The organism is Streptomyces sp. NPDC018000 (assembly GCF_044328025.1).
In the GTDB taxonomy this organism is placed as follows: domain Bacteria; phylum Actinomycetota; class Actinomycetes; order Streptomycetales; family Streptomycetaceae; genus Streptomyces.
In genome coordinates this window covers 495,236-521,528 of record NZ_JBIRGM010000004.1, presented here as the reverse complement: position 1 = coordinate 521,528, position 26,293 = coordinate 495,236, and the positions used below count along the sequence as shown (strand labels likewise).

24 protein-coding genes are annotated in these 26,293 nt (G+C 69.4%); 17 read left to right on the top strand and 7 right to left on the bottom strand.

What is annotated here, in order from left to right; translation table 11 throughout:
• Positions 1 to 206: 206 nt before the first annotated feature.
• Positions 207 to 1,034 (top strand): sulfurtransferase, encoded by an 828-nt coding sequence (locus tag ACH4EW_RS13930; protein WP_398255765.1) that lies wholly within the window; start codon positions 207 to 209, stop codon positions 1,032 to 1,034.
• Between the two features lie 176 nt (positions 1,035 to 1,210).
• On the opposite strand, the gene sepH is transcribed toward ACH4EW_RS13930, so the two are convergent.
• On the bottom strand, positions 1,211 to 2,269 hold the full coding sequence (gene sepH / locus ACH4EW_RS13925; protein ID WP_398255763.1) for a septation protein SepH: 1,059 nt from the start codon (positions 2,267 to 2,269) through the stop codon (positions 1,211 to 1,213).
• A gap of 499 nt (positions 2,270 to 2,768) precedes the next feature.
• On the opposite strand from sepH, the gene ACH4EW_RS13920 reads away from it, so the two are divergent.
• The gene (locus tag ACH4EW_RS13920) at positions 2,769 to 3,725 is read left to right on the top strand and encodes a hypothetical protein (RefSeq protein ID WP_398255761.1); all 957 of its coding nucleotides are present in this window, start codon (positions 2,769 to 2,771) and stop codon (positions 3,723 to 3,725) included.
• 13 nt (positions 3,726 to 3,738) lie between these two features.
• Here ACH4EW_RS13920 and ACH4EW_RS13915 read toward each other — a convergent pair whose 3' ends face one another.
• Both ACH4EW_RS13915 and ACH4EW_RS13910 read right to left on the bottom strand, forming a co-directional pair.
• On the bottom strand, positions 3,739 to 5,061 hold the full coding sequence (locus ACH4EW_RS13915) for a D-arabinono-1,4-lactone oxidase (RefSeq protein WP_398255758.1): 1,323 nt from the start codon (positions 5,059 to 5,061) through the stop codon (positions 3,739 to 3,741).
• Positions 5,018 to 6,265, bottom strand: coding sequence for an MFS transporter (locus ACH4EW_RS13910; RefSeq protein ID WP_398255755.1), 1,248 nt, complete (start codon positions 6,263 to 6,265; stop codon positions 5,018 to 5,020). The genes ACH4EW_RS13915 and ACH4EW_RS13910 overlap by 44 nt, the downstream gene beginning before the upstream one ends.
• 154 nt (positions 6,266 to 6,419) lie before the next feature.
• Here ACH4EW_RS13910 and ACH4EW_RS13905 point away from each other — a divergent pair, with 154 nt between their 5' ends.
• Both ACH4EW_RS13905 and ACH4EW_RS13900 read left to right on the top strand, forming a co-directional pair.
• A complete protein-coding gene (locus ACH4EW_RS13905) occupies positions 6,420 to 7,547 on the top strand; it encodes a ferrochelatase (protein WP_398255753.1) in 1,128 nt (375 codons plus the stop codon).
• 61 nt (positions 7,548 to 7,608) lie between these two features.
• Positions 7,609 to 8,427: an inositol monophosphatase family protein gene (locus ACH4EW_RS13900; RefSeq protein WP_398255750.1), complete on the top strand. Its 819-nt coding sequence runs from the start codon at positions 7,609 to 7,611 to the stop codon at positions 8,425 to 8,427.
• A 78-nt stretch (positions 8,428 to 8,505) separates the two neighbouring features.
• On the opposite strand, the gene ACH4EW_RS13895 is transcribed toward ACH4EW_RS13900, so the two are convergent.
• Positions 8,506 to 8,679: a hypothetical protein gene (locus ACH4EW_RS13895; RefSeq protein WP_176740391.1), complete on the bottom strand. Its 174-nt coding sequence runs from the start codon at positions 8,677 to 8,679 to the stop codon at positions 8,506 to 8,508.
• 376 nt (positions 8,680 to 9,055) lie between these two features.
• On the opposite strand from ACH4EW_RS13895, the gene ACH4EW_RS13890 reads away from it, so the two are divergent.
• The 4 genes from ACH4EW_RS13890 (at position 9,056) to ACH4EW_RS13875 (ending at position 12,738) form a co-directional block, all read left to right on the top strand.
• Entirely contained in the window at positions 9,056 to 9,709 is a 654-nt protein-coding gene (locus ACH4EW_RS13890; protein WP_398255748.1) for a response regulator transcription factor, read from the top strand.
• A 6-nt stretch (positions 9,710 to 9,715) separates the two neighbouring features.
• A complete protein-coding gene (locus tag ACH4EW_RS13885) occupies positions 9,716 to 10,942 on the top strand; it encodes a sensor histidine kinase (protein WP_398255745.1) in 1,227 nt (408 codons plus the stop codon).
• 404 nt (positions 10,943 to 11,346) lie between these two features.
• Entirely contained in the window at positions 11,347 to 11,643 is a 297-nt protein-coding gene (locus tag ACH4EW_RS13880; RefSeq protein WP_003965732.1) for a DUF4193 domain-containing protein, read from the top strand.
• A 12-nt stretch (positions 11,644 to 11,655) separates the two neighbouring features.
• Positions 11,656 to 12,738 (top strand): hypothetical protein, encoded by a 1,083-nt coding sequence (locus ACH4EW_RS13875; RefSeq protein WP_398255742.1) that lies wholly within the window; start codon positions 11,656 to 11,658, stop codon positions 12,736 to 12,738.
• Here ACH4EW_RS13875 and ACH4EW_RS13870 read toward each other — a convergent pair.
• Complete coding sequence (locus ACH4EW_RS13870; protein ID WP_398255739.1) at positions 12,735 to 13,190, bottom strand: DUF3093 domain-containing protein; 456 nt, start codon at positions 13,188 to 13,190, stop codon at positions 12,735 to 12,737. The genes ACH4EW_RS13875 and ACH4EW_RS13870 overlap by 4 nt on opposite strands.
• 58 nt (positions 13,191 to 13,248) lie before the next feature.
• Here ACH4EW_RS13870 and ACH4EW_RS13865 point away from each other — a divergent pair, with 58 nt between their 5' ends.
• From ACH4EW_RS13865 to ACH4EW_RS13835, 7 genes are all read left to right on the top strand, one after another.
• Positions 13,249 to 13,833 (top strand): PaaI family thioesterase, encoded by a 585-nt coding sequence (locus ACH4EW_RS13865; protein WP_398255736.1) that lies wholly within the window; start codon positions 13,249 to 13,251, stop codon positions 13,831 to 13,833.
• Positions 13,833 to 14,366 carry a dUTP diphosphatase gene (dut, locus tag ACH4EW_RS13860; RefSeq protein WP_398255734.1) on the top strand — a complete coding sequence of 178 codons (534 nt, stop codon included), beginning with the start codon at positions 13,833 to 13,835 and terminating at the stop codon, positions 14,364 to 14,366. The genes ACH4EW_RS13865 and dut overlap by 1 nt, the downstream gene beginning before the upstream one ends.
• A gap of 1 nt (position 14,367) precedes the next feature.
• A complete protein-coding gene (locus ACH4EW_RS13855) occupies positions 14,368 to 15,141 on the top strand; it encodes a DUF3710 domain-containing protein (protein ID WP_398255731.1) in 774 nt (257 codons plus the stop codon).
• 352 nt (positions 15,142 to 15,493) lie between these two features.
• Positions 15,494 to 15,583: a K(+)-transporting ATPase subunit F gene (gene kdpF, locus ACH4EW_RS13850; RefSeq protein ID WP_037701211.1), complete on the top strand. Its 90-nt coding sequence runs from the start codon at positions 15,494 to 15,496 to the stop codon at positions 15,581 to 15,583.
• A 7-nt stretch (positions 15,584 to 15,590) separates the two neighbouring features.
• Positions 15,591 to 17,255, top strand: coding sequence for a potassium-transporting ATPase subunit KdpA (kdpA, locus tag ACH4EW_RS13845; protein ID WP_398255728.1), 1,665 nt, complete (start codon positions 15,591 to 15,593; stop codon positions 17,253 to 17,255).
• Positions 17,252 to 19,378 (top strand): potassium-transporting ATPase subunit KdpB, encoded by a 2,127-nt coding sequence (kdpB, locus tag ACH4EW_RS13840; RefSeq protein ID WP_398255725.1) that lies wholly within the window; start codon positions 17,252 to 17,254, stop codon positions 19,376 to 19,378. The genes kdpA and kdpB overlap by 4 nt, the downstream gene beginning before the upstream one ends.
• A 6-nt stretch (positions 19,379 to 19,384) precedes the next feature.
• Positions 19,385 to 20,053, top strand: coding sequence for a potassium-transporting ATPase subunit C (locus ACH4EW_RS13835; protein WP_398255723.1), 669 nt, complete (start codon positions 19,385 to 19,387; stop codon positions 20,051 to 20,053).
• Between the two features lie 103 nt (positions 20,054 to 20,156).
• Here ACH4EW_RS13835 and ACH4EW_RS13830 read toward each other — a convergent pair whose 3' ends face one another.
• Together ACH4EW_RS13830 and ACH4EW_RS13825 are read right to left on the bottom strand one after the other, a co-directional pair.
• A complete protein-coding gene (locus tag ACH4EW_RS13830; protein WP_398255720.1) occupies positions 20,157 to 21,587 on the bottom strand; it encodes a M1 family metallopeptidase in 1,431 nt (476 codons plus the stop codon).
• 23 nt (positions 21,588 to 21,610) lie between these two features.
• Positions 21,611 to 22,510, bottom strand: coding sequence for a M20/M25/M40 family metallo-hydrolase (locus ACH4EW_RS13825; protein ID WP_398255718.1), 900 nt, complete (start codon positions 22,508 to 22,510; stop codon positions 21,611 to 21,613).
• 310 nt (positions 22,511 to 22,820) lie between these two features.
• On the opposite strand from ACH4EW_RS13825, the gene ACH4EW_RS13820 reads away from it, so the two are divergent.
• Both ACH4EW_RS13820 and ACH4EW_RS13815 read left to right on the top strand, forming a co-directional pair.
• Complete coding sequence (locus ACH4EW_RS13820) at positions 22,821 to 23,570, top strand: ABC transporter ATP-binding protein (protein WP_398255715.1); 750 nt, start codon at positions 22,821 to 22,823, stop codon at positions 23,568 to 23,570.
• A 170-nt stretch (positions 23,571 to 23,740) separates the two neighbouring features.
• Entirely contained in the window at positions 23,741 to 26,284 is a 2,544-nt protein-coding gene (locus ACH4EW_RS13815) for an ATP-binding protein (protein ID WP_398255712.1), read from the top strand.
• Positions 26,285 to 26,293: the final 9 nt, after the last annotated feature.

Sequence of the window (26,293 nt, the reverse complement as noted above, 5' to 3'; positions counted from 1 at the left end):
TGGCCGTATGGGGGGAACGGGGCCGGTGTGCCGCTGTGCGGTACAGGATGGGTACGCCCCGTGCAGATGCTCGCACCACCCGGCGCACGATGTGCCCCGGCCGCGCCGCACTTTCCGGGATCTCGACGAAGAGGGGCCGGTTTGATGCGATACGTCCGTTTCGGAGGTGTTACGGGTGGGGCGGCTCCTGCGCGAGGATGGCACCCATGAAGCCCATCATCTCCGCATCCGAATGCGTGAGCGAGTCGGCGGGGCCGCGTCCGCCGGTGCTCCTGGACGTACGTTGGCAGCTGGGCGGCCCGCACGGCCGTCCCGACTACGAGGCCGGGCACATCCCCGGTGCGGTTTTTGTCGATCTTGATGCGGAACTTGCCGGTCCGGCAGGCAGCGGCGGCCGTCATCCGCTGCCCGATCCGGAGGAATTCGGCGTGGTGATGCGCCGAGCCGGTGTCTCCCGGGAGAGTGCGGTGGTCGTGTACGACGGTGGCCAGGGCTGGGCGGCGGCGCGCGCCTGGTGGCTGCTGCGCTGGACGGGGCACGAGGACGTCCGGGTCCTGGACGGCGGTCTCGCGGCCTGGGAGGGGGAGCTCCAGACGGAGACTCCGACCCCGGCCGAGGGCGACTTCCGGCCCGTCCCCGGCGCTCTGCCGCTGCTGGACGCGGATGGGGCGGCAGCACTGGCTCGCTCGGGTCTGCTGCTCGACGCGAGAGCCGCCGAACGCTACCGGGGTGATGTGGAGCCGATCGACCGGGTGGGCGGCCACATCCCGGGTGCCGTCTCGGCCCCGACCTCCGAGAACGTGGGGGACGACGGCCGATTCCTGCCCGCGGAATCGCTGGCGGCCCGCTTCGAGAAGCTCGGCGCCGGCCGGGCGCCGGAGGTGGGCGTCTACTGCGGCTCCGGTGTCTCCGGCGCCCATGAGGTGCTGGCCCTGGCCGTTGCCGGGATCCCTGCGGCGCTGTACGCGGGCTCCTGGTCCGAGTGGTCCGGCGACGAGTCGCGCCCGGTCGCAAAGGGCCCCGACCCCCAGTAACAGAGCGCAGACCGGCCCGAGGGCATGGAACCGCCGCAACAGGTTCCGTACGCGCACGGCGCGAGCGGCGCACGCGGTGCGGGGGACGCATGCGCGCACGGCACGAGGTCCGCATGCCGCACGAGGGCCCGTACGCAGCGGCGTACGGGCCCTCGTCATGCTGCGGTCGCCCCGCCTCAGTCCTGCTTCTTCCGGCGCGTACCGAAGACGATCTCGTCCCAGCTCGGCACGGCGGCCCGGCGGCCCGGTCGGACGCCGTCCGCCTCGGCCTGGCGGTCCGTCGTCCCGGTCAGCCGGTCGCGATGGCCGGCCACCGCCCGCGGCATGAGCACATCCGCGTAGGCGGAACCGGCGCCTGCCGCTGCCGGCGATTCATCGGCCTCCGGATCCTGCGCGGCGGACTCGATGGCCGGAGGCTCGGGCGGCGCGGGCCGCTCCGGCACCACCATGTCGCCGCGGAAGCTCGGCACCGCCTCCAGCAGGCTGGTCAGTGAATCGCGCTCACCGGCCGAGATGCCGCCGATGTGCTCCTCCGGCTCGGATACGGGTGCCGGCGCCGCGGGACGCTCCATCTGGCGGTCCAGAGTACGGTCCAGCGGCCGGTCGCGGGGCAGCCGGGCGATCCGGGGTACGAACGGGAAGCTCGGCTCCGGCGCGGCGACGTCGTCGGTCTCGCCGATCAGCGAACGCGCCTCGTCGTCCACGGCCTGGACCAGCCGACGCGGCGGGTCGTACGTCCAGCTCGCCGAGTGCGGCTCGCCGGCGACCCGGTAGACCAGCAGGACTTCCCAGGTGCCGTCGTCACGGCGCCATGAGTCCCACTGGACGGTCTCCTTGTCGGCGCCGCGCAGCAGCAGCCGCTCCTGCACCGCCTCACCGAGCTGAGGGCCGGTGTTCTCGCCGGGGCGGCGTACAGGAGTCTTCCGGGCCCGCTCGGCCATGAAGGCACGCTCTGCGAGCACGGGGCCCTCGAAGCGGCGGACACGGTCGACCGGAATCCCCGCGAACTGAGCGACCTCCTCCGCGGAGGCGCCGGCTCGTATCCGGGCCTGGATGTCGCGGGGGCGGAGATGGCTCTCCACCTCGATCTCGATCTGGCCGAGCCGCGCGCGGTCGTTGCGCACGGCAGCTCGAAGCCGCTCGTCGATCGGAAGCGTGTACTCCGTGCTGTCCGCAGCCTTGAGCACCAGTCGTGTGCCGTCATTGGAGACGGCCACGACACGCAGTTCGGGCATGGGGACCTCCCGGGTGGTGCCTGCCGACGTCACGTGCGTCGCTGCTTCCGCTAGTCGAGTGTGGCCTGCCCGGGTGCAGCCTGCCACAACATTGCCGTGTTGCCCGGCGTGTCGGGCGTGAGCCCTTGATCGCCGGTATGACACGGTGACCTATTGTGCAACAAAAAGTGACCGATGGTCACTCCATGTAGCCAGTCCGTCCCCGTGCAATGCCGTGGCGCCGCCGGATCGAGTGCCTCCTTCGGCCCCCTCCCGAAGTTCCCGGACATCCATCGAGGAGTCCGGCCCCAGGGCTCGCCACAGTACTCCATTCGGGCCATGTGGGTGGACCGCCGCGCCGCCGGGTTCTCGTGAGGTGCGGGGGCCGAGCCGCCCGGCAGGGCGCGGGATGGCCTCCATGCGTGTTTTGCTTCACAGAATCTCCTGAAGCGGAACTATTCACTTCGCTCACATGTCCCTTCCTTTGCATGGTGGGAGAGAGGTCAATCAAGGGCTGGAAATGGTGCAGAAGCCGGAAAGTGACATGGAACCCAAAGAAAGGCGCATAGATCTGAGCCTGCCGCAAGTGGCGGGCAGTGCCGTGGCAGCAGTCGCGGCAGCAGTGGCGGCCTCCCAGCTGGGCGTGTACGGAACGATCCTCGGCGCCGGAGTGATGAGCGTCGTCGCCACCTGCGGTGGTTCGATCTTCCAGCACCTCTTCCGCCGCACGGGGGAGCAGATCCGCGGGGCCACGGCCCAGGCGAAGCAACCGGGCCGTGAGGTGACCACGCGTACGCGTGAGACGGGTGGCGCGCGCGCTGCCACGACCGTGCAGCGCGAGACGGACGCCACGACCGTACTGCGCGACGTGGCGGACGATGCGGACCGTACTCAGCTGCTGAGGCCGCTCGACGAGACCCAGTTGCTCACCACGGGGCGCCCGGACCCGGACGAGGAGTTCTCCGAAGCCACCACCCACGGCACCCGCATCCGCGGCTGGAAGCGGTCGGCGCTCGGGGCGGTCGTGGTCTTCGCCGTGACGATGGCCGGCATCACCACCTACGAACTGGTCTCCGGCAACGGCCTGAGCGGTGGCGAGGGAACAACCGTCGGCTCCGTCGTACGCGGCGGGGAGCAGAGCTCCGGGTCGGACGACCCGGCACCGGCGACCAGCACCGACCCCGGCCAGGGGCAGACCCCGGGCCAGGAGAGCGGCGCGACGCCCGGTACGGACTCGCAGGGCGGACAGAGCCGGAACCCGGACCCCGGCGAGGGCAACGGTTACTCGGCCGATCCGACGCCCAGCCCCAAGCCGTCCGACAACACCGGTGGTGCGAGCCCGTCTCCGACAACCACACCCTCCCAGGGCGCGCCCGGCGACGGCGGCGCGGCCGACCCGAACCCCACGGGTGCGGGCAGCGCCCCGGTGCAGGGCGACCGCGCCGCCACGGGCACGGGCACGGGCACCGGACAGTGAACGGCCGCGACGTTCAGTCGCCCAGCACCCGGCGCAGGTAGTCGTTGCCGAAGAGGCGGTCAGGGTCCAGCCGATCGCGTACGGCGGTGAACTCGCCGAACCGCGGGTACACCCCGGCGAGGTAATCGGCGTCGCGAGTGTTGATCTTGCCCCAGTGCGGGCGGCCGGCGTGGGCGGTCATGATCCGCTCGACGGCGGTGAAGTACGCCTGATAGGGCGTGCCCTTGTACAGATGGACGGCGATGTACGCGCTTTCCCGGCCCGAGGCCGTGGAGAGCGCGATGTCGTCCGCGGGGGCTGTGCGGACCTCCACCGGGAAGCTGATCCGCAACGGCGAACGCTCGATCATCGCCTTGACCTCGCGCAGCGCCTCCACGGCGGCCTCGCGCGGCACCGCGTACTCCATCTCCATGAAGCGGACCCGGCGCGGGCTGGTGAAGACCTTGTAGGGGATGTCGGTGTATGTGCGGGCCGACAGGGCGCGGCTGGAGAGCTGGGCGATCGGCCCGATGGCGGCGGGGACCGCCCGGCCGAGCGAACAGGCCACCTGGAAGATCCCGTTGGAGAGGAGCTCGTCCTCGATCCAGCCGCTTACCTTTCCGGGCGGGGCGGCGGGGCCCGCGCTGCGGTTGTTGCGCTTGGTGTTGCAGTTGCCGGTGTGCGGGAACCAGTAGAACTCGAAGTGCTCGTTCTCGGCGACCAGCTCGTCGAAGCCGTTCGTGACCCGGTCGAAGCTCATCGGCTCCTCACGGGCCGTCAGCAGGAAGACCGGCTCCACGGCGAAGGTGATCGCCGTGACGACACCCAGGGCGCCGAGCCCGATCCGGGCGACGGCGAAGACGTCGGCGTTCTCCTTCTCCGAACAGGTCAGCACCGTGCCGTCGGCCGTGACCAGTTCGAGGGCGCGGATCTGCGCGGATATGGACGCCGAGTCACGGCCGGTGCCATGGGTGCCGGTCGAGGTGGCGCCGGCGACCGTCTGCTCCATGATGTCGCCCATGTTGGTGAGCGACAGGCCCTCCCGAGCCAGGGCGGTGTTCAGCCGCTTCAGCGGGGTGCCTGCCTCGACGGTCACCGTCATCGCCCTGCGGTCGATCTCCCGGATGCCGGTGAGCAGATCCGGACGGATCAGCACACCGTCGGTGGCCGCCGTCGCAGTGAAGGAGTGCCCGGTGCCGACGGGCTTCACCCTCAGACCGTCCTCGGACGCGCGGCGCAGCACCTCGGCGAGTTCCGCCACGGAGGCGGGAGACACGGCCCGTACCGGATGCGCCCTGACGTTCCCTGCCCAGTTACGCCACGCGCTCGTCTGCGTCCGTGCGTCGGTGTCGGTCATCTTCCCCGAGCCCTTCCGTAGGAGCCGGCCCGTTGAGCCGGCGATACCCCAGGAACGCCACCGCGGCCGCGAGCGCTCCCGCCACGACGGGCACCGCGTACCCCGCCTCGGCACCGGACGCGTCGACCACCCAGCCGGCGGCCGAGGAGCCGAGCGCCACACCGACGGCGAGCCCGGTACTGGTCCAGGTCATGCCCTCGGTCAGTTCGGTGCGCGGTACGTGCTGCTCGACGAGGGCCATGGTGGTGACCATCGTCGGTGCGATGGCAAGGCCCGCGACAAAGAGCGCCACGGCCAGAAACGGGAGGCTCCCGGCCAGTTGGAGGGGGATCATACTCACGGCCATCGCGCACACACCCACCAGCCACCGGGTGGACGGCTCTCCCTTGAGGCGCAGCAGGCCGAAGACCGCACCGGCAAGACAGGACCCCAGCGCGTACACGGCCAGCACGAGGCTCGCCGCGGCCTTGTGACCCTGCTCCTCGGCGAAAGCCACCGTCACCACGTCGACCGCCCCGAAGACCGCACCGGTCGCCACGAACGTGACCACGAGCACCTGGAGGCCACGGGAGCGCAGCGCGGTGCCGCCGGTGTGGAGCTCGCGCGGATGCGGCACCGGCTCGGTGGCGCGCTGCGCGGTCAGCCAGAGGACACCGACCAGCAGGAACCCTGCGGCGAGAAGCGGTCCGGCCTCCGGGAACCAGGCGGTGGACAGACCGATCGAGATGATCGGCCCGAAGATGAAGCACACCTCGTCGACGATCGACTCCCACGAGTACGCGGTGTGCAACTCCTGCGGCGAACCGCGGTAGATCTCCGCCCAACGGGCCCGGATCATCGAACCCACGCTGGGGACGCAGCCGGCGCCCGCCGAGAAGACGAAGAGCGTCCAGTCCGGCAGCCGCTGCTGCGCGCAGATCAGGAGACCGGCCACCGCCGCCAGCGCGACGAGGGTGGCAGGACGCAGGACGCGGCGCTGCCCGTGCCGGTCGATGAGCCGGGAGATCTGCGGCCCTATCACCGCGGCCGACATGGCCAGCGTCGCGGAGAGCGCGCCGGCGAGGCCGTAACGGCCGGTGATCTGGGAAACCATGGTCACGATGCCGATGCCCATCATGGACAGCGGCATCCGGCCGAGGAATCCGGCCGCCGAGAACGCCTTGGTGCCGGGGGCGGCGAAAATCGCGCGGTAGGGACTGGGCAAGGAGGGCTCCACAACGGCGTGATCACACGCGCCTGTAATGCGTGAACGTAGCCGATACAGCCTACGGTCGGGATGATCCGTCCCGGACCGGGGTGGGCCTTGGGAGCCGATGTCGGTGGGAGCACTGTCCGAGGCGGGTGGCAGGATCGATGCCATGTCCGATCTGCGAGATCCCGCACCCTACGACGCCCTGCTGCTGCTCTCCTTCGGCGGCCCCGAAGGTCCGGACGACGTGGTCCCGTTCCTGGCGAACGTGACCCGTGGCCGTGGCATCCCCGAGGAGCGGCTGAAGGAAGTCGGCAAGCACTACTTCCTGTTCGGCGGGGTCAGCCCGATCAACGCCCAGAACAGAGCCCTGCTGGACGCCCTGCGCAAGGACTTCGCGGAGCACGGACTCGATCTTCCGGTGTACTGGGGCAACCGCAACTGGGCGCCGTACCTCACCGACACCCTGCGCGAGATGACCGTGGACGGACACCGCCGCATCGCCGTTCTCGCCACCAGCGCCTATGCCTCCTACTCCGGCTGCCGGCAGTACCGCGAGAACCTCGCCGAGTCACTGGCCGTCCTGCAGGCCGAGGGGCTGCCGGTGCCCCGGGTCGACAAGCTCCGGCACTACTTCAACCATCCCGGGTTCGTACGGCCCATGGTGGAAGGCGTTCTCGCCTCCCTGGCCGACCTCCCCGAAGCCGTACGGGCGGGGGCGCACCTCGCCTTCACCACGCACTCCATTCCCACCTCCGCCGCCGACACCTCCGGCCCCGTGGAGGAGCACGGCGACGGCGGCGCCTATGTCGCCGAACACCTCGACGTCGCCCGGCTGATCGTCGACGCGGTGCGTGAGGAGACCGGCGTCGAGTACCCCTGGCAGCTCGTCTACCAGTCGCGCAGCGGCGCCCCGCACATCCCGTGGCTGGAACCCGACATCTGCGACCACCTGGAGACGCTGCACGGCGAAGGCGTCCCCGCCGTGGTGATGGCCCCCATCGGTTTCGTCTCGGACCACATGGAAGTGCTGTACGACCTCGACACGGAGGCCACCGCGAAGGCCGCCGAGCTCGGACTTCCGGTGCGCAGGGCCGCGACCGTGGGCGCCGACCCGCGCTTCGCCGCGGCCGTGCGCGAACTGGTGCTGGAGCGCGCCGCCACCGAACAGGGGCGCGGCGTGCCGCGGTGCGCGCTGGGCACGCTCGGCCCGAGCCATGACCTCTGCCCGGTCGGCTGCTGCCCGGCCCGGGCCCTCAAGCCCGCCGCCGCGGGCGCCGACAGTCCTTACGCATAAGACCCCCCTGCCGCACGCCTACAGACCGTTCCTTTGGACGCCTGCAGACCCCTGGAGCGCCGTGACCGACCCGAAGCTGTCCGAACTGCTCGACCTCGCCCTGGAGGCCGCCCGTCGCGCCGGTGCGCTGCTGCGCGACGGCCGCCCGGCCGATCTGGGGGTGGCCGCGACCAAGTCCAGCCCGATCGACGTCGTCACCGAGATGGACATCGCCGCCGAGAAGCTGATCACCGGCTTCCTCACCGAGCGCCGCCCCCAGGACGGCTTTCTCGGCGAGGAAGGCGCGAGCGCGGAGGGCAGCAGCGGTATCCGCTGGGTCGTCGACCCGCTCGACGGCACCGTGAACTACCTGTACGGACTGCCGACCTGGGCCGTCTCCATCGCCGCCGAACGGGACGGCGAGCGGGTCGTGGGGGTGGTGGAGGCCCCGATGCGCCGTGAGACGTACCAGGCGGTGCTCGGTGGCGGTGCATACGCGAGGGGCGGTGCGTACGGCGAAGGCACCGAACTGCGCTGCCGGCCCGCGCCGCCCCTCGATCAGGCGCTCGTGTCGACCGGCTTCAACTACGTCGGCCACGTCCGTGCGCACCAGGCGGACGTGGCCCAGAAGCTGATCCCGCGGCTGCGTGACATCCGGCGCAGCGGCTCCGCCGCCGTGGACCTCTGTGATGTGGCGTCCGGCCGCCTGGACGGCTATTACGAGCGCGGGCTGCATCCGTGGGACCTGGCGGCCGGCGACCTCATCGCCCGTGAGGCGGGCGCCCGCACCGGCGGCCGTCCAGGGCTGCCCGCCGACGGTGATCTGACGGTCGCCGCGACGCCGGGTGTCTTCGAGCCGCTGCAGGGCCTCCTGGAGGAGTTCGGAGCCTGGCACGACTGAAGTGCTCGACTGACTCCTTCCAGCACGCGAGAAGGCCCCTGGCGCCGGTTTACGGCATCAGGGGCCCTTCCTGTCGGCTCAGACGCTGGTGGCGCCGATTTCAACGCCGTGCTCGGCTGCGAGGCGGTGCAGGTCGTCCAGCTCACCCTGCTCGACATCGGCGAGGAAGTCGTCGCCCGTCTCCCGAGCTTTCGTGAGGTCGGACTCGGTGGTCTTGATTCGTTGCAGCAGACCTGCGGTGAAAGCGTCCATAATGCGCCCCCTCATCGTGGGTCGGTGGCACGGGGGTGTGCCCGGGTTTCCCTCCGCACTCAGGCGGTAGGGCGGGTGATCACGCGCTGTCCGGGGACGGAGTGGCTGTGGCACGCCACATTCAAGGCGTGATCGCGGGTGTGAATGCGTCCTCCCCGGCCCGATGCTCAGAGAAACCTCAACTGGCCTGGAATTCCGGCGAACTTCCCCGGGCCCCGGGTCGGCCAGGGCTGCCTTACTGCCGGTTTATGCGCGTTGCGGGCAGGATGGAGCCGAACAGACCAGCACTGATGAGCGGTCCTGATCACGGACCGTGAGAACATCAGAACTTTCTGAAGTTTCCGACGTACTGAAGTTTCTAAGGAAGGACAGCGCCGTGCGCGTACTCGTCGTGGAGGACGAGCAGCTGCTCGCCGATGCGGTGGCCACCGGATTGCGCCGTGAGGCCATGGCTGTCGACGTCGTGTACGACGGTGCGGCGGCCGTGGAGCGTGTCGAGGTCAACGACTACGACGTCGTGGTGCTGGACCGGGACCTCCCCCTGGTCCATGGCGACGACGTCTGCCGACGGATCGTCGAGCTGGGTGTTCCCACCCGTGTGCTCATGCTCACCGCGTCCGGGGACGTCAGCGACCGGGTGGAGGGGCTGGAGCTGGGCGCCGACGACTATCTGCCCAAGCCGTTCGCCTTCAGCGAGCTCACCGCGCGCGTACGGGCGCTGGGCAGGCGTACGACGGTGGCCCTGCCGCCCGTCCTGGAGCGCGCCGGAATCAAGCTCGACCCCAACCGCCGCGAGGTCTTCCGGAACGAGGCCGAGATCCAGCTCGCGCCGAAGGAATTCGCCGTGCTGGAAGTCTTGATGCGCAGCGAGGGCGCGGTCGTCTCGGCCGAGCAGCTGCTGGAGAAGGCCTGGGACGAGAACACCGACCCGTTCACCAATGTCGTCCGGGTGACCGTCATGACGCTGCGCCGCAAACTCGGCGAGCCGCCGGTGATCGTCACCGTGCCCGGCTCCGGCTACCGGATCTGACGGCCGATGCCCGCCGTCCCGGCGCCACCGACGGTGCCTCCGAAGCCCACCTGGGAGCCCAAACAGGAGCAGCCCTACTGGCTGCGCCCGACCATCCGGATACGGCTCACGCTGCTCTACGGCGGCATGTTCCTGATCGCCGGCATCCTGCTGCTGTCGATCATCTACCTGCTGGCCGCGCAGGCCCTGCATGTGGGCAGTGAGCTGCCGTTCGAGATCGTCAATGGTCAGGTGACCAGTAAGGTCTGCGACCTGCCCGAGAGGGCGTCGCCCGACAGGTTCAACGCGGCGATGAACGCCTGCGTCAACCACCAGCGCCAACAGGCACTCGACACGCTTCTCAACCGGTCGCTGCTGGCCCTCGTGGGTATGAGCGTCATCGCCTTCGCATTCGGCTATGCCATGGCGGGCCGGGTGCTCTCCCCGCTGGGCCGGATCACCCGCACCGCACGCCAGGTGGCCGGAACCGACCTGTCCCGCCGGATCGAGCTGGACGGCCCGGACGACGAGCTGAAGGAGCTCGCCGACACCTTCGACGACATGCTCGACCGTCTGGAGCGGGCCTTCACCGCCCAGCAGCGTTTCGTCGGGAACGCGTCGCACGAACTGCGCACCCCGCTCGCGATCAACCGCACGCTGCTGGAGGTCCATCTGTCCGATCCCCAGGCCCCGCCGGAGCTGAAGCAGCTCGGCAAGACTCTGCTGGCCACCAACGAGCGCAGTGAGCAGCTCGTCGAGGGCCTGCTGCTGCTCGCCCGCAGCGACAACCAGATCGTCGAGCGCAAGCCGGTCGACCTCGCCGAGGTGGCCTCGCAGGCGATCGATCAGACGCGCGGCGAGGCCGAGGAGCGAAGCGTGGAGGTCCGGGGCGAGCGGGCCCCGGCGGTCGTTCAGGGCAACGGCGTCCTGTTGGAGCGGATCGCGCTGAACCTCGTACAGAACGCCGTGCGCTACAACGTCCCGGAGCAGGGCTGGGTGGAGGTCACCACCGGGCTGCAGGCCGGCCAGGCGGTGCTGGTGGTCTCGAACACGGGCCCGGTGGTGCCTGCGTACGAGATCGACAACCTCTTCGAGCCCTTCAGACGGCTGCGTACGGAGCGAACGGGCAGCGACAAGGGCGTGGGGCTCGGACTTTCGATCGCGCGCTCCGTGGCGCGCGCTCACGGCGGCCGTATCGTCGCGGAGCCCCGCGAGGGCGGTGGTCTCGTGATGCGCGTCTCCCTGCCGGTCTGAGAGGCTGGGCGGGGCGATTCGCACACGAATTGTTTTGTTCGCTTTGAGCGGAATTTTCGGGACCTGTGCCCGGAGTGATCGTGTGTGATCGATCACAGGAGCGAATTCCCGGATGCCAACGCTCCGTAATCGGTGCCGTCCCTGGAAAACCCGAAGAATTCGGGGTTTTCGAGGTTCGGCATCACGGGAAGTACACGGGGTGGCGCCCGTGAAGCGCAAGACCGGGACCGTGTACGGTCCCCATCGCCACCCAAGCCGGCCGCTCCCGAGCGGTCCTTTTGGGTGTCGATTGAGTAACAGACCTTGATGTGAGGCAAAATCTCCGCCTCAGGTCGGGCACAAGTCCGGCCTCTCACGCGTTACGTGCGCTGAGACACCGCAGACACCCAGAGGGGGAGAGCGACATGGCAACGGATTACGACACCCCACGCAAGACCGATGACGACGTCGACCAGGACAGCCTTGAAGAACTCAAGGCTCGCCGGAGCGACAAGACGGCGTCCGCCGTCGACGTCGACGAGTTCGACGCGGCCGAAGGGCTGGAGCTGCCCGGCGCAGACCTGTCCAACGAAGAGCTGGCCGTAAGGGTCCTGCCCAAGCAAGCCGACGAGTTCACGTGCATGAGCTGCTTCCTCGTGCACCACAGGAGCCAGCTGGCGCGCGAGAAGAACGGTCAGCCGATCTGCCGCGACTGCGACTAGGCCGAACCGGCCGTGGCAGGCGACACACCGTTCCGGAAGCGACGCTTGCGGCGCAAGGGGTCGTCGGAGGCGAATCAGGGCGGCACAGGCCCGGCAGAAGGCGTAGCAGCGCCTGCTGAGCGGTCCGCCCTGCCACCCTCCCCGGGTGAGCGGGACGACGAGCGGGGCCGGTCGGCCTCGCTCGAAGCAGTCACGGCAGCTCAAGGCATTGAAGGAGTCGGCACGGCCGATGAGGCCGGACAGGTCGACAGGACGGAGCCCGTGACCGGGGCAGGCCGTCTGAGCCCAGTGAAACGGGGAGTACTCAAGGGTGGGGAGAGCGCCAAGGCAGCGATCGGTCATATCGCGGACCTGATCATCGAGACCGCTCCCCGCATCCCTGTGCGCGATCTCGCGACCCTGCGCAAGCAGTTCCCGGGCCTCGGGCCCGAGGAGCTCGCCGACAAGCTCATCGCGGGTGCGAGCAAGGCCACAGCAGCCGTCGGCGCCGGTATCGGCGCAGCGGCCATGATGCCCGTGCCGCCCGCCATGCTCACCGAGCTGGCGGCGGAGATCACCGGTGTGGCCACGATCGAGATGAAGCTCGTCGCCGAGTTGCACGAGGTCTACGGGCTGCGCCCGCCGGGCGGGCTCACCCAGCGTTCCACCGCCTACCTCACGTCCTGGACGGAGGAGCGCGGTATCGATGTCACGCACCCCGCGACGATCGACGCGGCGCTGGGCGGCCGGATGAGGCGTGAGCTGCGCCGGCAGATCACGAAGCGCATGGTGCGTGATCTGCCTAATCTCGTTCCGTTCATGATCGGCGCCACCGTCGGCGCGATGATGAACCGGCGCGACACCAGAAAGCTTGCCGAACGGGTCAGGATGGACCTGCGCAAGCGCCAGATCTCCTGGGACCGGCTTCTTGAGCTGCCTCCGCCGGAGCGGCCGGGAGCCCTGTGCAAGGATCTGCCGGGCGAGCTGGAGGGGCTGAGGCCTCCCGGCACGCGGCAGGACCTGCCTGAGTGCTCCACAGGGCCTGTGGGGGCGGGAGAGGCAGCCGGGAGGACCCGCGAGGCGTCCCCGGAGGGGAACCCCGAAACCAGTGCCTAATCCCGCACCGCGCTGAGCGCTGCGACCAGGGCCTGCGGCTCGCGTGTCGACAGATAGACGTACGGAGTCGGGTCCTGCGGGTCGGTGACCTCTACCCGGACCGCCGTCGGGATGTAGCTGCGCAGCAGCATGAACGCGCGGGTGTCCGCCTTGTACGAGCGCCAGGCGCGCGCCTCCTCCGCGTCCAGCACCTGGGCCTCGCCGAGCGCCGTCACCGGAATCCGTGCGTCGCCGGCCACCAGGGCGCCCCCGACCACCCGAATCCTGGCCGAACCGTAACTGCTCACCGCGACCGCCGACAGGGCCGTACCGCCCACCAGGCCGACCAGCAGGGGCAGGGCGCCGAGCGGCAGCAGCATCACCGCACAGGCGATGCCGATCAGGAAGGCGATGAGCCACCACGAACGGGGCGCGGTCAGTCGTTCGTCGAAAGGCGGGGCGGAAGGCTGCATGAACCCAAGCTTGGCACGGCGCGACCTGCGGGTGGCCGCGCGGGTAAGGTCTGCGCCTGTGAGTGGAACATCTGCGGCTCTGAAGCCCCCGGCCGACGCGGTCAAACCGGTCCGGCACCCCGAAGCCCCGGCCCCCGGCGAACTCCTCGGCGCGCACTACGAACACTGCTTCGGGTGCGGCGAAGGACAGCCGCACGGGCTGCACCTCCAGACGCGGGCCGGTGAGGGTCTCCGCGTCACCGCCGAGTTCACCGTGAAGGCCGCCCATCAGGGCGCCCCGGGTCTGGCCCACGGTGGCGTTCTGGCCACCGCGCTGGACGAGACGCTCGGCTCGCTGAACTGGCTGCTGCGGGTGATCGCGGTGACCGGGCGGCTGGAGACCGACTTCGTGTGTCCGGTGCCGGTGGATACCTTGCTGCACCTGGACGCCGAGATCACCGCGGTGCACGGCCGGAAGATCTACTCCCGGGCGACCGGACGCATCGGCGGCCCGGACGGAGCCGTGGCAGTCCGCGCCGAGGCTCTGTTCATCGAGGTCAAGGTCGACCACTTCATCGAGAACGGCCGCCCGGCCGAGATCCAGGCAGCGATGGCCGACCCGGACCGGGCCAAGCGCATCCGTGCGTTCGAGGTGAACCCCTGATGCGTCACCCCGTAGACGTGCTTATCCGCCGTGTCGACCCGGACGTGCCGATTCCGGCCTACGGACACCCGGGCGACGCCGGGGTCGATCTGGTGACAACCGAGGCCGTCGAACTCGCCCCGGGCGAGCGGGCTGTGCTGCCCACCGGGGTGTCGATCGCGCTGCCCGACGGATACGCCGCGTTCGTGCACCCGCGGTCCGGCCTCGCCGCGCGCTGCGGAGTCGCTCTTGTGAATGCCCCAGGGACGGTTGATGCCGGGTACCGTGGAGAGATCAAGGTGATCGTCATCAATCTCGACCCGCGCGAGCCCGTGCGGTTCGAGCGGTTCGACCGGATTGCCCAACTGGTCGTCCAGCAGGTCGAGAAGGTGCGCTTCCACGAGGTGGCGGAGCTACCCGGCTCGGCCCGCGGCGAGGGAGGCTTCGGATCCACCGGAGGGCATGCTTCCGGTGATGTTGACGGCGTCAGGGGCGGGATTACCCAGGGCGGGAACAGCTACGCTTCGGTCGTACCCGACCGGGAAGGACAGTGACGTGTTCGGACGTCGCAAGAAGAGTGGTTCCGCCGAGGACACGGCGGACGAAGCGCGCGAGGCCGAGCAGGTCGTCGACGAGCTCGATGACACCGATGGAGCCGACAGCGGCTCGCACCGGGTGAATCTCCCGCCGGCGCCGCGGCCGGATGGACCGTGGGACATCACCGAGATCTCCCGGCCCGGCGAGGGCCGGGTCGACCTGGGCGGCATTTTCGTGCCCGGCGTCGAGGGCATGGAGCTGCGCGTCGAGGTGGCCGGTGACGCGATCGTCGCCGCGACCGTCGTGCTGCGCGACAGCGCCATCCAGCTACAGGCCTTCGCAGCCCCCAAGAAGGAGGGCATCTGGGGCGAGGTCCGTGAGGAGATCGCCTCCGGCATCACCCAGCAGGGCGGGATCATCGACGAGGTCGAGGGCCCGCTGGGCTGGGAGCTGCGTGCCCAGGTCCCCGTACAGCTCCCCGACGGGGCGAACGGCGTGCAACTGGTGCGCTTCGTCGGCGTCGACGGGCCGCGCTGGTTCCTGCGCGGAGTGATCTCCGGCCAGGGCGCTGTGCAGCCGGAGGCCGCGGGGCTCCTGGAGACGGTCTTCCGGGACACCGTGGTCGTCCGTGGCGAGGGCCCGATGGCGCCGCGCGACCCGATCGTCCTCAAGCTCCCCAACGATGCCCAGATGGTGCCCGAGGGCGTCCAGCAGGAGAACCAGGAGGGCTCGAAGTTCTCCGGTGGCATGGGCCAGCTCCAGCGCGGACCCGAGATCACCGAGGTGCGCTGAGCGGATACGGGCAGCCGCCCGGCAGAGCTGAGGGCCGGTGGGCCGTACCCCTTTCCTTTCCAGGGGGTACGGCCCACCGGCCTTTCTTTTTGTACCCAGGGCGGGCGCCGGGCGCACGACAGGAGCGCGTATGGGGCGCGTATGGGGCACGTATGTGCGCCGTCAAGGGCGCGACCTCGCCCGTATGGAAGCCATCAACGCAGGCCGGGACGGCTGCGACGCGAGGTTTGCTCATGAGGTCAGAGATTCCGTACCTCATCTAGGAGCACACGATGGCCGATGTGGCCTTCGTCGTCACCACGATCGCGGTGTTCGCGCTGGTGGCTCTCATCGCCAAGGGGGTGGCGAAGCTGTGACTGCCGAGAACATTGTCGGTCTGATCGTGGCCGTTGCCCTGTTGGGCTATCTCGTCCTCGCCCTTCTGTACCCGGAGAGGTTCTGAGCCCGATATGAGCCCCGTCCTCGCTGGTGTGCTTCAGGTCCTCGCGCTCGTTGTGGCGCTGGGGCTGGTGTACCGTCCACTCGGCGACTACATGGCAGGCGTCTACTCCTCGAAGAAGCACCTCAGGGTCGAGAAGTGGATGTACAAGGCCATCGGCGCCAATCCGAACACGGAGATGCGCTGGCCCGCGTATCTGCGTGGAGTGCTCGCCTTCTCCGCGGTGAGCGTTCTCTTCCTCTACATGCTGCAGCGGCTCCAGGGCAGTCTGCCCGGCTCGCTCGGCTTTGCCTCGATCGATCCCGACCAGGCGTTCAACACGGCGGCGTCGTTCGTCGCGAACACCAACTGGCAGTCGTACTACGGCGAGCAGGCCATGGGCCATGTCGTCCAGACCGGTGGCCTCGCGGTGCAGAACTTCGTCTCGGCATCGGTCGGTATCGCGGTCGCCATGGCGCTGGTACGCGGCTTCGCCCGCTCCCGCACGGGTGAGCTGGGCAACTTCTGGTCCGACCTGGTGCGCGGCACCGTACGGATCCTGCTGCCGATCTCCGTGATCGGCGCGCTGGTGCTGGTTGCCTGCGGCGCCATCCAGAACTTCTCCGGCATCCATGAGGTCGGGCAGTTCATGGGCGGCACACAGCAGTGGAACGGTGGCGCGGTGGCCTCGCAGGAGGTCATCAAGGAGCTGGGCACGAACGGCGGCGGCTACTTCAACGCCAATGCGGCCCACCCGTTCGAGAACCCCAACGGACTGTCGAACCTGTTCGAGATCTTCCTGATCCTGGTGATTCCGTTCTCGCTGACCCGCACGTTCGGCCGGATGGTCGGTTCGCTCAAGCAGGGTTACGCGATCCTGGCGACGATGGGTGTCATCTGGCTGAGCTTCACCGCGCTGATGATGTGGACGGAGTTCGCCCACCACGGGCCGGCGTTCGACATCGCGGGCGGGGCGATGGAGGGCAAGGAGACCCGGTTCGGGATCGCCGGTTCGTCGATCTTCGCCGTGACCACGACACTGACCTCCACCGGCGCGGTGAACTCCTTCCACTCCTCGTACACGGGATTCGGCGGCGGGCTCACGATGCTGGGCATGCAGCTCGGCGAGATCGCGCCCGGTGGTGTCGGCTCCGGCCTCTACGGCATGCTGATCATGGCGATCATCGCGGTGTTCATCGCGGGCCTCATGGTCGGCCGTACCCCCGAGTATCTGGGGAAGAAGATCGGCACCCGTGAGATCAAGCTCGCGGCCTGCTACATCCTGATCACCCCGACGCTGGTGCTGTGCTTCACCGCCATGGCGATGGCCCTGCCCACCCCGCCCGACTCGATGACCAACACCGGCGCGCACGGATTCTCCGAGATTCTGTACGCGTACACCTCGGGTGCGAACAACAACGGTTCGGCGTTCGCCGGGCTGAACGCGGACACGCAGTGGTTCAACACGACGATCGGTATCGCGATGCTGCTCGGCCGGTTCCTGCCGATGGTGTTCGTCCTGGCGCTGGCCGGCTCGCTCGCCGAGCAGACCCCCGTACCGGACAGCGCCGGCACGCTGCGCACATACAAGCCGCTGTTCAGCGGGCTGCTGGTCGGCGTGATCCTGATCATCACCGGACTCACCTACTTCCCGGCCCTGGCGCTGGGGCCGCTGGCCGAAGGGCTGGCGTCATGACCACTCGTACGAAGCAAGAGGACTCGATGTCCACTGTCACCCCCACCCGGGCACCGCACCAGGACGCGCCCACGGGTCACCAGAGCGAAGGACGTGTCGGCGGGGGCCTGTTCGACCCCAAGCAACTGCTCAAGTCCTTCCCGGACGCCGTTCGCAAGCTCGATCCCCGGGTGATGGTCAAGTCGCCTGTGATGTTCGTGGTGCTGATCGGTTCGGTGTTCACGACCGTGCTGGCGTGTCTGAACCCGGGCGACTGGTTCGGCTGGGCGATCGCGGTCTGGCTCTGGCTGACCACGATCTTCGCGAACCTGGCGGAGGCGGTCGCCGAGGGGCGTGGCAAGGCGCAGGCCGACACGCTGCGCAAGGCCAAGACCGACAGCGTCGCCCGGCGGCTGATCGGCAAGAACGAGGAGCGGGTGCCGGGAACCGAGCTGCGCGTCGGTGATCTGGTGGTCTGCGAGGCCGGTGACGTCATTCCCGGTGACGGGGATGTCGTCGAGGGTGTCGCGAGTGTGGACGAGTCCGCGATCACGGGCGAGTCGGCGCCGGTCATCCGGGAGTCGGGCGGTGACCGCAGTGCTGTCACCGGGGGGACGAAGGTGCTCTCCGACCGGGTCGTCATCAAGATCACCACGAAGCCGGGGGAGACGTTCATCGACCGGATGATCGCCCTGGTCGAGGGCGCCGCCCGGCAGAAGACACCCAACGAGATCGCGCTGAACATCCTTCTCGCGTCCCTCACCATCGTCTTCCTCCTCGCCGTCGTCACCCTGCAGCCCTTCGCGGTCTACGCAGGTCAGAAGCAGTCGGTGATCGTGCTGACCGCCCTGCTGGTCTGTCTGATCCCGACGACCATCGGCGCACTGCTCTCCGCGATCGGTATCGCCGGTATGGACCGACTGGTGCAGCGCAACGTCCTTGCCATGTCGGGCCGGGCCGTCGAGGCCGCGGGGGATGTCTCGACCCTGCTGCTCGACAAGACGGGCACGATCACGCTGGGCAACCGGCAGGCCGCCGAGTTCGTGCCGGTCAAGGGCACGACCGAGGCCGAGCTGGCGGACGCCGCTCAGCTGTCCTCGCTGGCCGACGAGACCCCTGAGGGCCGTTCGGTCGTCGTGCTCGCCAAGGAGAAGTACGGCCTGCGCGAACGCCACCAGGGTGAGCTGCGGCACGCCGAGTGGGTCGCGTTCACCGCCCAGACCCGCATGTCGGGTGTGGACGTCGACGGACGCAAGGTCCGCAAGGGTGCGACCGGTTCGGTCGTGGCCTGGGTCAAGGAACGCGGCGGCAGCGTCTCGCGGGACGCGCAGGCACTCACCGACCGGATCTCCCAGGCCGGCGGCACACCGCTGCTGGTCGCCCTGGAGGACGAGCACGGCGCCCGTGTCCTGGGTGTCATCCACCTCAAGGACGTCGTCAAGGAAGGCATGAGGGAGCGGTTCGACGAGCTGCGCCGGATGGGTATCCGGACCGTCATGATCACCGGCGACAACCCGCTGACCGCGAAGGCCATCGCCGAGGAAGCCGGCGTGGACGACTTCCTGGCCGAGGCCACGCCCGAGGACAAGATGGCCCTCATCAAGCGGGAGCAGGCCGGCGGCAAGCTCGTCGCGATGACGGGTGACGGCACGAACGACGCACCGGCGCTGGCTCAGGCGGATGTCGGTGTGGCGATGAACACCGGTACCTCGGCCGCGAAGGAGGCCGGGAACATGGTGGACCTGGACTCCAACCCGACCAAGCTGATCGAGATCGTCGAGATCGGTAAACAGCTCCTCATCACGCGTGGTGCACTGACGACGTTCTCGATAGCCAACGACGTCGCGAAGTATTTCGCGATCATCCCGGCGATGTTCGCGGTGGTCTACCCGGGCCTGGACAAGCTGAACATCATGCAGCTGTCCTCGCCCGAGTCCGCGATCCTGTCGGCGGTCGTGTTCAACGCGCTGATCATCATCGCGCTGGTGCCCCTCGCCCTGAAGGGTGTGCGCTACCGGCCCAGCAGCGCCGACTCGATGCTCCGGCGCAACCTCGGGCTCTACGGACTGGGCGGTCTGGTCGCCCCGTTCATCGGCATCAAGATCATCGACCTGATCATCTCCCTCATCCCCGGAATCGGCTGACCTGCCATGAACAACTCCGTAGGAAACACCGCCCGGCTGCTCTGGGCCGGACTGCGCGCCCTGCTCGTCCTCACCGTCGTGTGCGGCGTGCTCTACCCGCTCGCCGTCACCGGTGTCGCCCAGGGCGTCTTCCCCGACAAGGCCAACGGCTCCGAGATCACCGTGGACGGCGAGGTCGTCGGCTCCGAACTCATCGGCCAGCGCTACGACCTGCCGCTGGAGGAGGGACAGGAAACCGCGGCTCCGGACCTCAAGTGGTTCCAGCCCCGCCCGTCCAACGGCCTGGGCACCAACAGCGTCAACACCCAGTACGAGCTGATCCTCTCCGGCGCGACCAACCGCTCCGGCGACAACAAGGAACTCATCGACTGGGTCACCGCTGCCAAGGCCGCCGTCATCAAGGACAACTCCGTCCCCGGCCACCCCGTGAACCCCGAGGACGTGCCTGCCGACGCAGTCACCTCCTCGGGCTCCGGCCTCGACCCCGCCATCTCCCCCGAGTACGCACAACTCCAGGTACGCCGCGTGGCCGAGCGCAACCACCTCGCCGTCGCCCAGGTCGAGAAGCTCGTCGACGAGCACACCGAGGGCCGGATCCTCGGCTTCGTGGGAGAGCCGACGGTCAACGTCCTCCAACTCAACATCGCCCTCAAGCAGCTTGTGAACGAGTCCTGAGGACTTGAAGACTTCAGGATCCGAGGACTTGAGGAAGCACTGAGGCCGGCCGCAATGGCCGGCCTCAGGCCGTTGACGGACAGGGAGCCTGCCCCCCCGGCACTCAGCCGGCCGGCGTGCCCAGGCTGCCGGGGTAGAGGTACTTCTCCGCCGGGATCACCGTTCCGTCGACCCACGCTTCGAAGAAGCCCTTGAGGTCCCTGCCCGAGACCTTCGCCGCCAGCGCCTCGAACTGCCGGAACGAGGCATTGCCGTACGCGTGGTCGCGGGTCCAGGTCTTGAGCGTTCCGAAGAACGCATCGTCACCCACCGTGCGTCGCAGGGCGTGCAGCATCAAGGAACCCTTGGAGTACAGCGCGCTGTCCAACTCCTTTCCCCGGCCCGGGTCGTAGAGCTTGGTGGACCAGAACGACGGGTCGTCCTTGCTCTCCTCGACCTCGGGCCGGTAGTAGTCGTCGTCGAGATCGGCGCCCTTGTGCTCCTCCCACAACTGTCCGGCGTACTGGGCGAAGCACTCCGCGATGCAGCCGTCCCGCCAGTCCTTGAACGACACACTGTCGCCGAACCACTGATGGGTGTTCTCGTGGACCACCGAGGCGTCGAAGAGCATTCCGCTGTACGTGGGGCGGCTCTGCGTCTCCAGGGCGAGGGGGCCGCCGTTGGGTTCTTTCCTGGCGCCGACGACGATGGCGCCCGCCGAGGAGAAGGGGTACGGGCCGAACTTCGCGGTCAGGAAGTCCAGAATCTCCGTCTGCTCGGCCTCGGCGTCCGGATCGATGACGGCGTCCGGGCTGTATGCCGTGATGACCGGCGTTCCGGCGGCCGTCTTTCCCCGGTGCACGGTGAACCTGTCGATGGCGACCGTGCTGAGGTACGTCGCCAGCGGCTTGTCCTCGAACCAGAGGAAGGTCTTCCTGCCGTTCTTGACGGTGGCCGGGCCGGGCAGGCCGTTGCCCACGACCGTCCAGCCGTCGGGCACTGTCGCGGCGAGGGCGAAGGTGGCCTTGTCGGACGGGTGGTCGTTGGCGGGATACCAGGAGGTCGCGGCGTGTGGTTCGCCCGCCACGTACGCGCCGCCGCTCTTCAGCGTGTGCCAGCCCTCGGCGTCCGGCTTGCCCGCGTACGTCACCCGGACCGCGAACCTCGTGCCCTTCACGACCGGGCGGGCCGGGGTGATGACCAGCTCGTGGGCGCCGGACCGGGAGAACGCCTTCGCCGGCGTGCCGTTCACGGTGACCGATGCCACGGTGAAGCCCTTGAGGTCCAGGCTGAAACGGTCGAGGTCCGTCAGGGCGCGGGCGGTGACGGTGGTGTCGCCGTCCAGGTGGTCGGTGCGCGCCGGGTCGTAGGCGATACGTACGTCGTAGTGGGACACGTCGTAGCCGGAGTTGCCGTCGTCGGGGAAGTACGGGTCACCGATGCCCGGGCCGCCGATGGCGGCGGAGGCGGGGACGGTGGCCAGTACGACGCCGCTCACCACAGCGGCCACCAGGGCAACGGCGGATCTGCGGCGCGGGTTCAGTGATCTGCGCATGTCTCGTTCCTGAGCGTGGGGGATCAGAGCCCGGGCGCGGTCGCGGCGAGCTTCCACAGCACACCGATGAGGGCGTCGGTGCTGGTCGTCTCCGTCTTCGGGTCCACGTTGGCGAGGTCGTCGCACGCTTGGTGGATGCAGTCCGAGATACCGGTGCTGAAGCCGGACGACGGGATGCCGGCGTTTCCGAACGATTCGTGGTCGGAACCGCCGACGCCGATGTCGAACGTGGGGATGTCCCGCTCGGCGAACCATGCCTCGAACGCCTGCTGGGCCTCGGTCTCGCCGCGCTCGTCGTCGTGGATCACGAGCCATTGCCGGGTGTTCCGGCTGCCGGTCTGATCGAAGTTGAGATAGACGTCGATCCTGCGGCGTTCGGCCGCGGAGAGTTGCTTGACGTAGTCCGCCGAGCCGATCAGCCCCTGCTCCTCGGCGCCCCACCATGCGAACCTGAGGTGCCGCTCCGGCTTCAGCCGCGACTTGGCCACTTGGAGGGCGGTGGCCAGGACCGCGGCCGAGCCCGAACCGTTGTCGTTGATTCCCGGACCCTCCTTGACGCTGTCGAGATGGGCGCCGGTCAGCAGCACATGGTTCGGGTCGCCGCCCGGCCAGTCGGCGATCAGGTTGTGGCCGGTGGCGCCGTCGTGGCTGAAGGGAACCAATCTGGTGCGGAAGCCGGCCCGGTCCAGGGCGCTCTTCACATACGCCACCGAGTCCGCGTACCCCTTCGTGCCATGCGCGCGGTTGCCGCCGTTGCGGTCCGCGATGCGTTGCAGGGCGCGCAGGTGGGGCATCACCTGCTGCTCGGAGACGGTGGGGGCCGGCGCTTCCCCGGCGGCGGTGGCGGCGGGGACCGCGGACAGGGTCAGGGATATCCCGAGGGCTCCGGCGGCCAGCCCGGGAAAACTCCTTCGTAACGTCATACGCACCTTTCGAGGACGGGGTACTTGCCCCGGTGGACCTTGGCCAGGTTGGTCAGTCGGTGTCAGGAAGTTGTCGGGAAACGGTTGTCCTACGATGAGGAAGGAGCCGGGACGGTCGGCTTTCCGGCCTGATGAGCCGTCAAGTCCGTGCCGGGTGACCGTGTTCGAGATCCTGCGCCGCCGCCGAGGAGTTCGCCCGGACCCCTTGATCACCGCCCTCCGGGCATTGCCCGGTCCCGGGTCGCACGCACATACTGGCGGCCGACGGGAATGAGCACGCACGGGGGAGAGACACGTACGGGGGAGAGGCATGACCGACAACACGGGCCGGACGAGCACCGGCGGCCAGGGCGGCGCCGCAGTCGCTGAGGACCCGGCCCGCCGGCCCATGGTCCGGGTCGAGGACCTGCGCCGCTCGTACGGCACAGGCTCCGCAGCCACGCACGCGCTGCGCGGGGTGTCCTTCGAGGTGCCACGCGGTGAACTCGTCGCGCTCAAGGGACGCTCGGGCTCCGGCAAGACGACACTCCTCAACCTCGTCGGCGGACTCGACAGCCCCGACGGCGGCCGGGTCACCATCGACGGCACGGACCTCGCCGAACTCGGCGAGAACGGGCTCCTGGAGCTGCGCCGGGACCGGATCGGCTTCATCTTCCAGTCCTTCGGCCTGATCCCGATCCTGACCGCCGCGGAGAACGTCGGCGTACCCATGCGGCTGCGCAAGGCGGACCCGCGCGAGCGCGAGGAACGGGTCGCGCTGCTGCTGTCCATGGTCGGCCTGGCCGACCACGCCGCTCAGCGGCCCGGTGAACTCTCCGGCGGTCAGCAGCAGCGCGTCGCGATCGCCCGGGCGCTGGCCAACCGGCCCGCGCTGCTGATCGCGGACGAACCGACGGGGCAGCTCGACGCGGAGACCGGGCTCGCGGTGATGGAGCTGCTGCGGGCGGTGGTACGGAGCGAGGGGGTCACCGCGCTGGTGGCGACGCATGATGCGCAGCTGCTGGGGCTGGCGGACCGGGTACTGGAGCTGAGTGACGGGCATGTCGTCGAGCACGAGTAGTCGAGCACGAGCAGTGGGGGCGGTGCAGGGGCAGGGTCCGTCCGAGGCGTCAGAATCCTGTCAATTCGGTCTCTCGCTCCACCCCCCGTCCCATTTGTCGAGAAACCTCGGGGTAGCTTCGATCTGGCTGCCGCATCGGCGGCATCCGGTTCAGAGAAGACAATGGGGCCATGGCACGCGGCAAGCTTCGGATCTACCTGGGTGCGGCACCCGGTGTCGGCAAGACGTACGCGATGCTCTCCGAGGCCCACCGCCGTGTGGAACGGGGCACCGACTGCGTCGTCGCCCTGGTGGAGCACCACGACCGCCCGCGCACCGAAGTCATGCTGCACGGCCTGGAGCAGATCCGGCGCCGTGAGATCGAGTACCGCTCCGCCGTCTTCACCGAGATGGACGTCGACGCGGTCCTGGAACGCGCCCCGGCCGTCGCCCTGGTGGACGAACTGGCACACACCAATGTGCCGGGCTCCCGCAACGCCAAGCGCTGGCAGGACGTCGAAGAGCTTCTCCAGGCCGGTGTGGACGTGATCTCCACCGTCAACATCCAGCACCTGGAATCGCTCGGCGACGTCGTCGAGGCCATAACCGGCGTACGGCAGCGCGAGACCGTCCCCGACGAGGTCGTCCGCAGGGCCGATCAGCTCGAACTCGTCGACATGTCGCCCCAGGCACTGCGCCGCCGGATGGCCCACGGCAACATCTACAAGCCGGACCGGATCGACGCGTCCCTGTCCAACTACTTCCGCCCCGGCAACCTGACCGCCCTGCGCGAGCTGGCCCTCCTCTGGGTCGCCGACCGGGTCGACGAATACCTTCAGCAGTACCGCGGCGAGCACAACATCCGCACCACCTGGCAGGCCCGCGAACGCATCGTCGTCGGACTCACCGGCGGCCCCGAGGGCCGTACGCTCATCCGCCGCGCGTCCCGGATGGCGGCCAAGGGCTCCGGCAGCGAGATCCTCGCCGTCTACATCGCCCGCAGCGACGGACTGACCTCCGGCTCGCCCAAGGAACTCACCGTCCAGCGCACCCTCGTGGAGGACCTCGGCGGCACGTTCCACCATGTCATCGGCGACGACATACCGTCGGCCCTCCTCGAATTCGCCCGTGGGGTGAACGCCACGCAGATCGTCCTCGGCTCCAGCCGCCGCAAGGCCTGGCAGTACATCTACGGACCGGGCGTGGGCGCCACCGTCGCCCGCGACTCCGGCCCCGACCTCGACGTCCACATCGTCACCCACGAAGAGGTGGCCAAGGGCCGGGGGCTGCCCATCGCCCGCGGCGCCCGGCTGGGCCGGGTCCGGATCATCTGGGGCTGGCTGGTCGGTGTGGGCGGCCCGGCCCTTCTCACGCTGCTCCTGATCCGCCTGGACAGCGGCCCCGGGCTCGCCAACGATGTCCTGCTCTTCCTCTTCCTGACCGTCGTCGCGGCCCTGCTCGGCGGGCTGCTGCCCGCCCTCGCATCGGCCGCCGTCGGCTCGCTGCTGCTGAACTACTATTTCACTCCGCCCACCCGCACCCTGACCGTGCAGGACCCGGAGAACTTCGTCGCCATCGTGATCTTCTTCGCGGTGGCGGTCTCGGTCGCCTCGGTCGTCGACCTGGCGGCCCGCCGCACCCATCAGGCGGCCAGACTGCGGGCCGAGTCGGAGATCCTCTCCTTCCTGGCCGGCAGCGTGCTGCGCGGCGAGACGACTCTGGACGCACTCCTGGACCGGGTACGCGAGACCTTCGGCATGGAGTCCGTCGCTCTGCTGGAGCGGCAGAGCGACGTCGATCCGTGGACGTGCGCCGGGAGCGTCGGACCGGGCCCCGTGGCACGGCCGGAGGACGCGGATGTGGACATGCCCGTCGGCGACCACATGGCGCTCGCGCTCTCCGGCCGGGTGCTGCCCGCCGAGGACCGCCGGGTGCTCGGCGCGTTCGCCGCCCAGGCCGCGGTCGTGCTGGACCGCCAGCGCCTGGTCGACGAGGCGGAGGAGGCCCGGCGGCTCGCCGAGGGAAACCGGATCAGGACGGCTCTCCTCGCCGCCGTCAGCCACGATCTGCGTACCCCGCTCGCCGCCATCAAGGCAGCCGTCAGCTCCCTGCGCTCCGACGACGTCGCCTGGTCCGACGAGGACGAGGCCGAACTCCTGGAGGGCATCGAGAACGGCGCCGACCGCCTCGATCACCTCGTGGGCAACCTCCTGGACATGTCCAGGCTGCAGACCGGGACCGTCACCCCGCTGATCCGCGAGATCGACCTCGACGAGGTGGTCCCGATGGCGCTCGGAGGCGTCCCCGAGGGCAGCGTGGACCTGGACATCCCCGAGACCCTGCCGATGGTCGACGTCGACCCCGGGCTGCTGGAGAGGGCCGTCGCCAACATCGTCGAGAACGCCGTCAAGTACAGCCGCGACGGAGAACGCGTCACGGTGGCCGCCAGCGCGCTCGGCGAACGCGTCGAGCTACGGGTGGCCGACCGCGGACCCGGCGTCCCGGACGACGCCAAGGAGCGCATCTTCGAGCCCTTCCAGCGCTACGGCGACGCCCCGCGCGGCGCAGGCGTCGGGCTGGGCCTCGCCGTCGCCCGCGGTTTCGTGGAGTCCATGGGCGGCACGCTGGACGCCGAGGACACCCCCGGCGGCGGCCTCACCATGGTGCTGACCCTCAAGGCGGCATCGGGGTACGTTCCTGTCAGCCCCGACCTGCCCGCGCGGGTCGTCTCATGATCTCGCAGC

What these genes read in the sequence shown, in the direction of transcription:
- ACH4EW_RS13930 (WP_398255765.1), top strand. Translation starts at nt 207, where the DNA reads ATGAAGCCCATCATCTCCGCATCCGAATGCGTGAGCGAGTCGGCGGGG.
- sepH (WP_398255763.1), bottom strand. Translation starts at nt 2,269, where the DNA reads ATGCCCGAACTGCGTGTCGTGGCCGTCTCCAATGACGGCACACGACTG.
- ACH4EW_RS13920 (WP_398255761.1), top strand. Translation starts at nt 2,769, where the DNA reads ATGGTGCAGAAGCCGGAAAGTGACATGGAACCCAAAGAAAGGCGCATA.
- ACH4EW_RS13915 (WP_398255758.1), bottom strand. Translation starts at nt 5,061, where the DNA reads ATGACCGACACCGACGCACGGACGCAGACGAGCGCGTGGCGTAACTGG.
- ACH4EW_RS13905 (WP_398255753.1), top strand. Translation starts at nt 6,420, where the DNA reads ATGTCCGATCTGCGAGATCCCGCACCCTACGACGCCCTGCTGCTGCTC.
- ACH4EW_RS13895 (WP_176740391.1), bottom strand. Translation starts at nt 8,679, where the DNA reads ATGGACGCTTTCACCGCAGGTCTGCTGCAACGAATCAAGACCACCGAG.
- ACH4EW_RS13885 (WP_398255745.1), top strand. Translation starts at nt 9,716, where the DNA reads ATGCCCGCCGTCCCGGCGCCACCGACGGTGCCTCCGAAGCCCACCTGG.
- ACH4EW_RS13880 (WP_003965732.1), top strand. Translation starts at nt 11,347, where the DNA reads ATGGCAACGGATTACGACACCCCACGCAAGACCGATGACGACGTCGAC.
- ACH4EW_RS13870 (WP_398255739.1), bottom strand. Translation starts at nt 13,190, where the DNA reads ATGCAGCCTTCCGCCCCGCCTTTCGACGAACGACTGACCGCGCCCCGT.
- dut (WP_398255734.1), top strand. Translation starts at nt 13,833, where the DNA reads ATGCGTCACCCCGTAGACGTGCTTATCCGCCGTGTCGACCCGGACGTG.
- kdpA (WP_398255728.1), top strand. Translation starts at nt 15,591, where the DNA reads ATGAGCCCCGTCCTCGCTGGTGTGCTTCAGGTCCTCGCGCTCGTTGTG.
- kdpB (WP_398255725.1), top strand. Translation starts at nt 17,252, where the DNA reads ATGACCACTCGTACGAAGCAAGAGGACTCGATGTCCACTGTCACCCCC.
- ACH4EW_RS13835 (WP_398255723.1), top strand. Translation starts at nt 19,385, where the DNA reads ATGAACAACTCCGTAGGAAACACCGCCCGGCTGCTCTGGGCCGGACTG.
- ACH4EW_RS13830 (WP_398255720.1), bottom strand. Translation starts at nt 21,587, where the DNA reads ATGCGCAGATCACTGAACCCGCGCCGCAGATCCGCCGTTGCCCTGGTG.
- ACH4EW_RS13825 (WP_398255718.1), bottom strand. Translation starts at nt 22,510, where the DNA reads ATGACGTTACGAAGGAGTTTTCCCGGGCTGGCCGCCGGAGCCCTCGGG.
- ACH4EW_RS13820 (WP_398255715.1), top strand. Translation starts at nt 22,821, where the DNA reads ATGACCGACAACACGGGCCGGACGAGCACCGGCGGCCAGGGCGGCGCC.
- ACH4EW_RS13815 (WP_398255712.1), top strand. Translation starts at nt 23,741, where the DNA reads ATGGCACGCGGCAAGCTTCGGATCTACCTGGGTGCGGCACCCGGTGTC.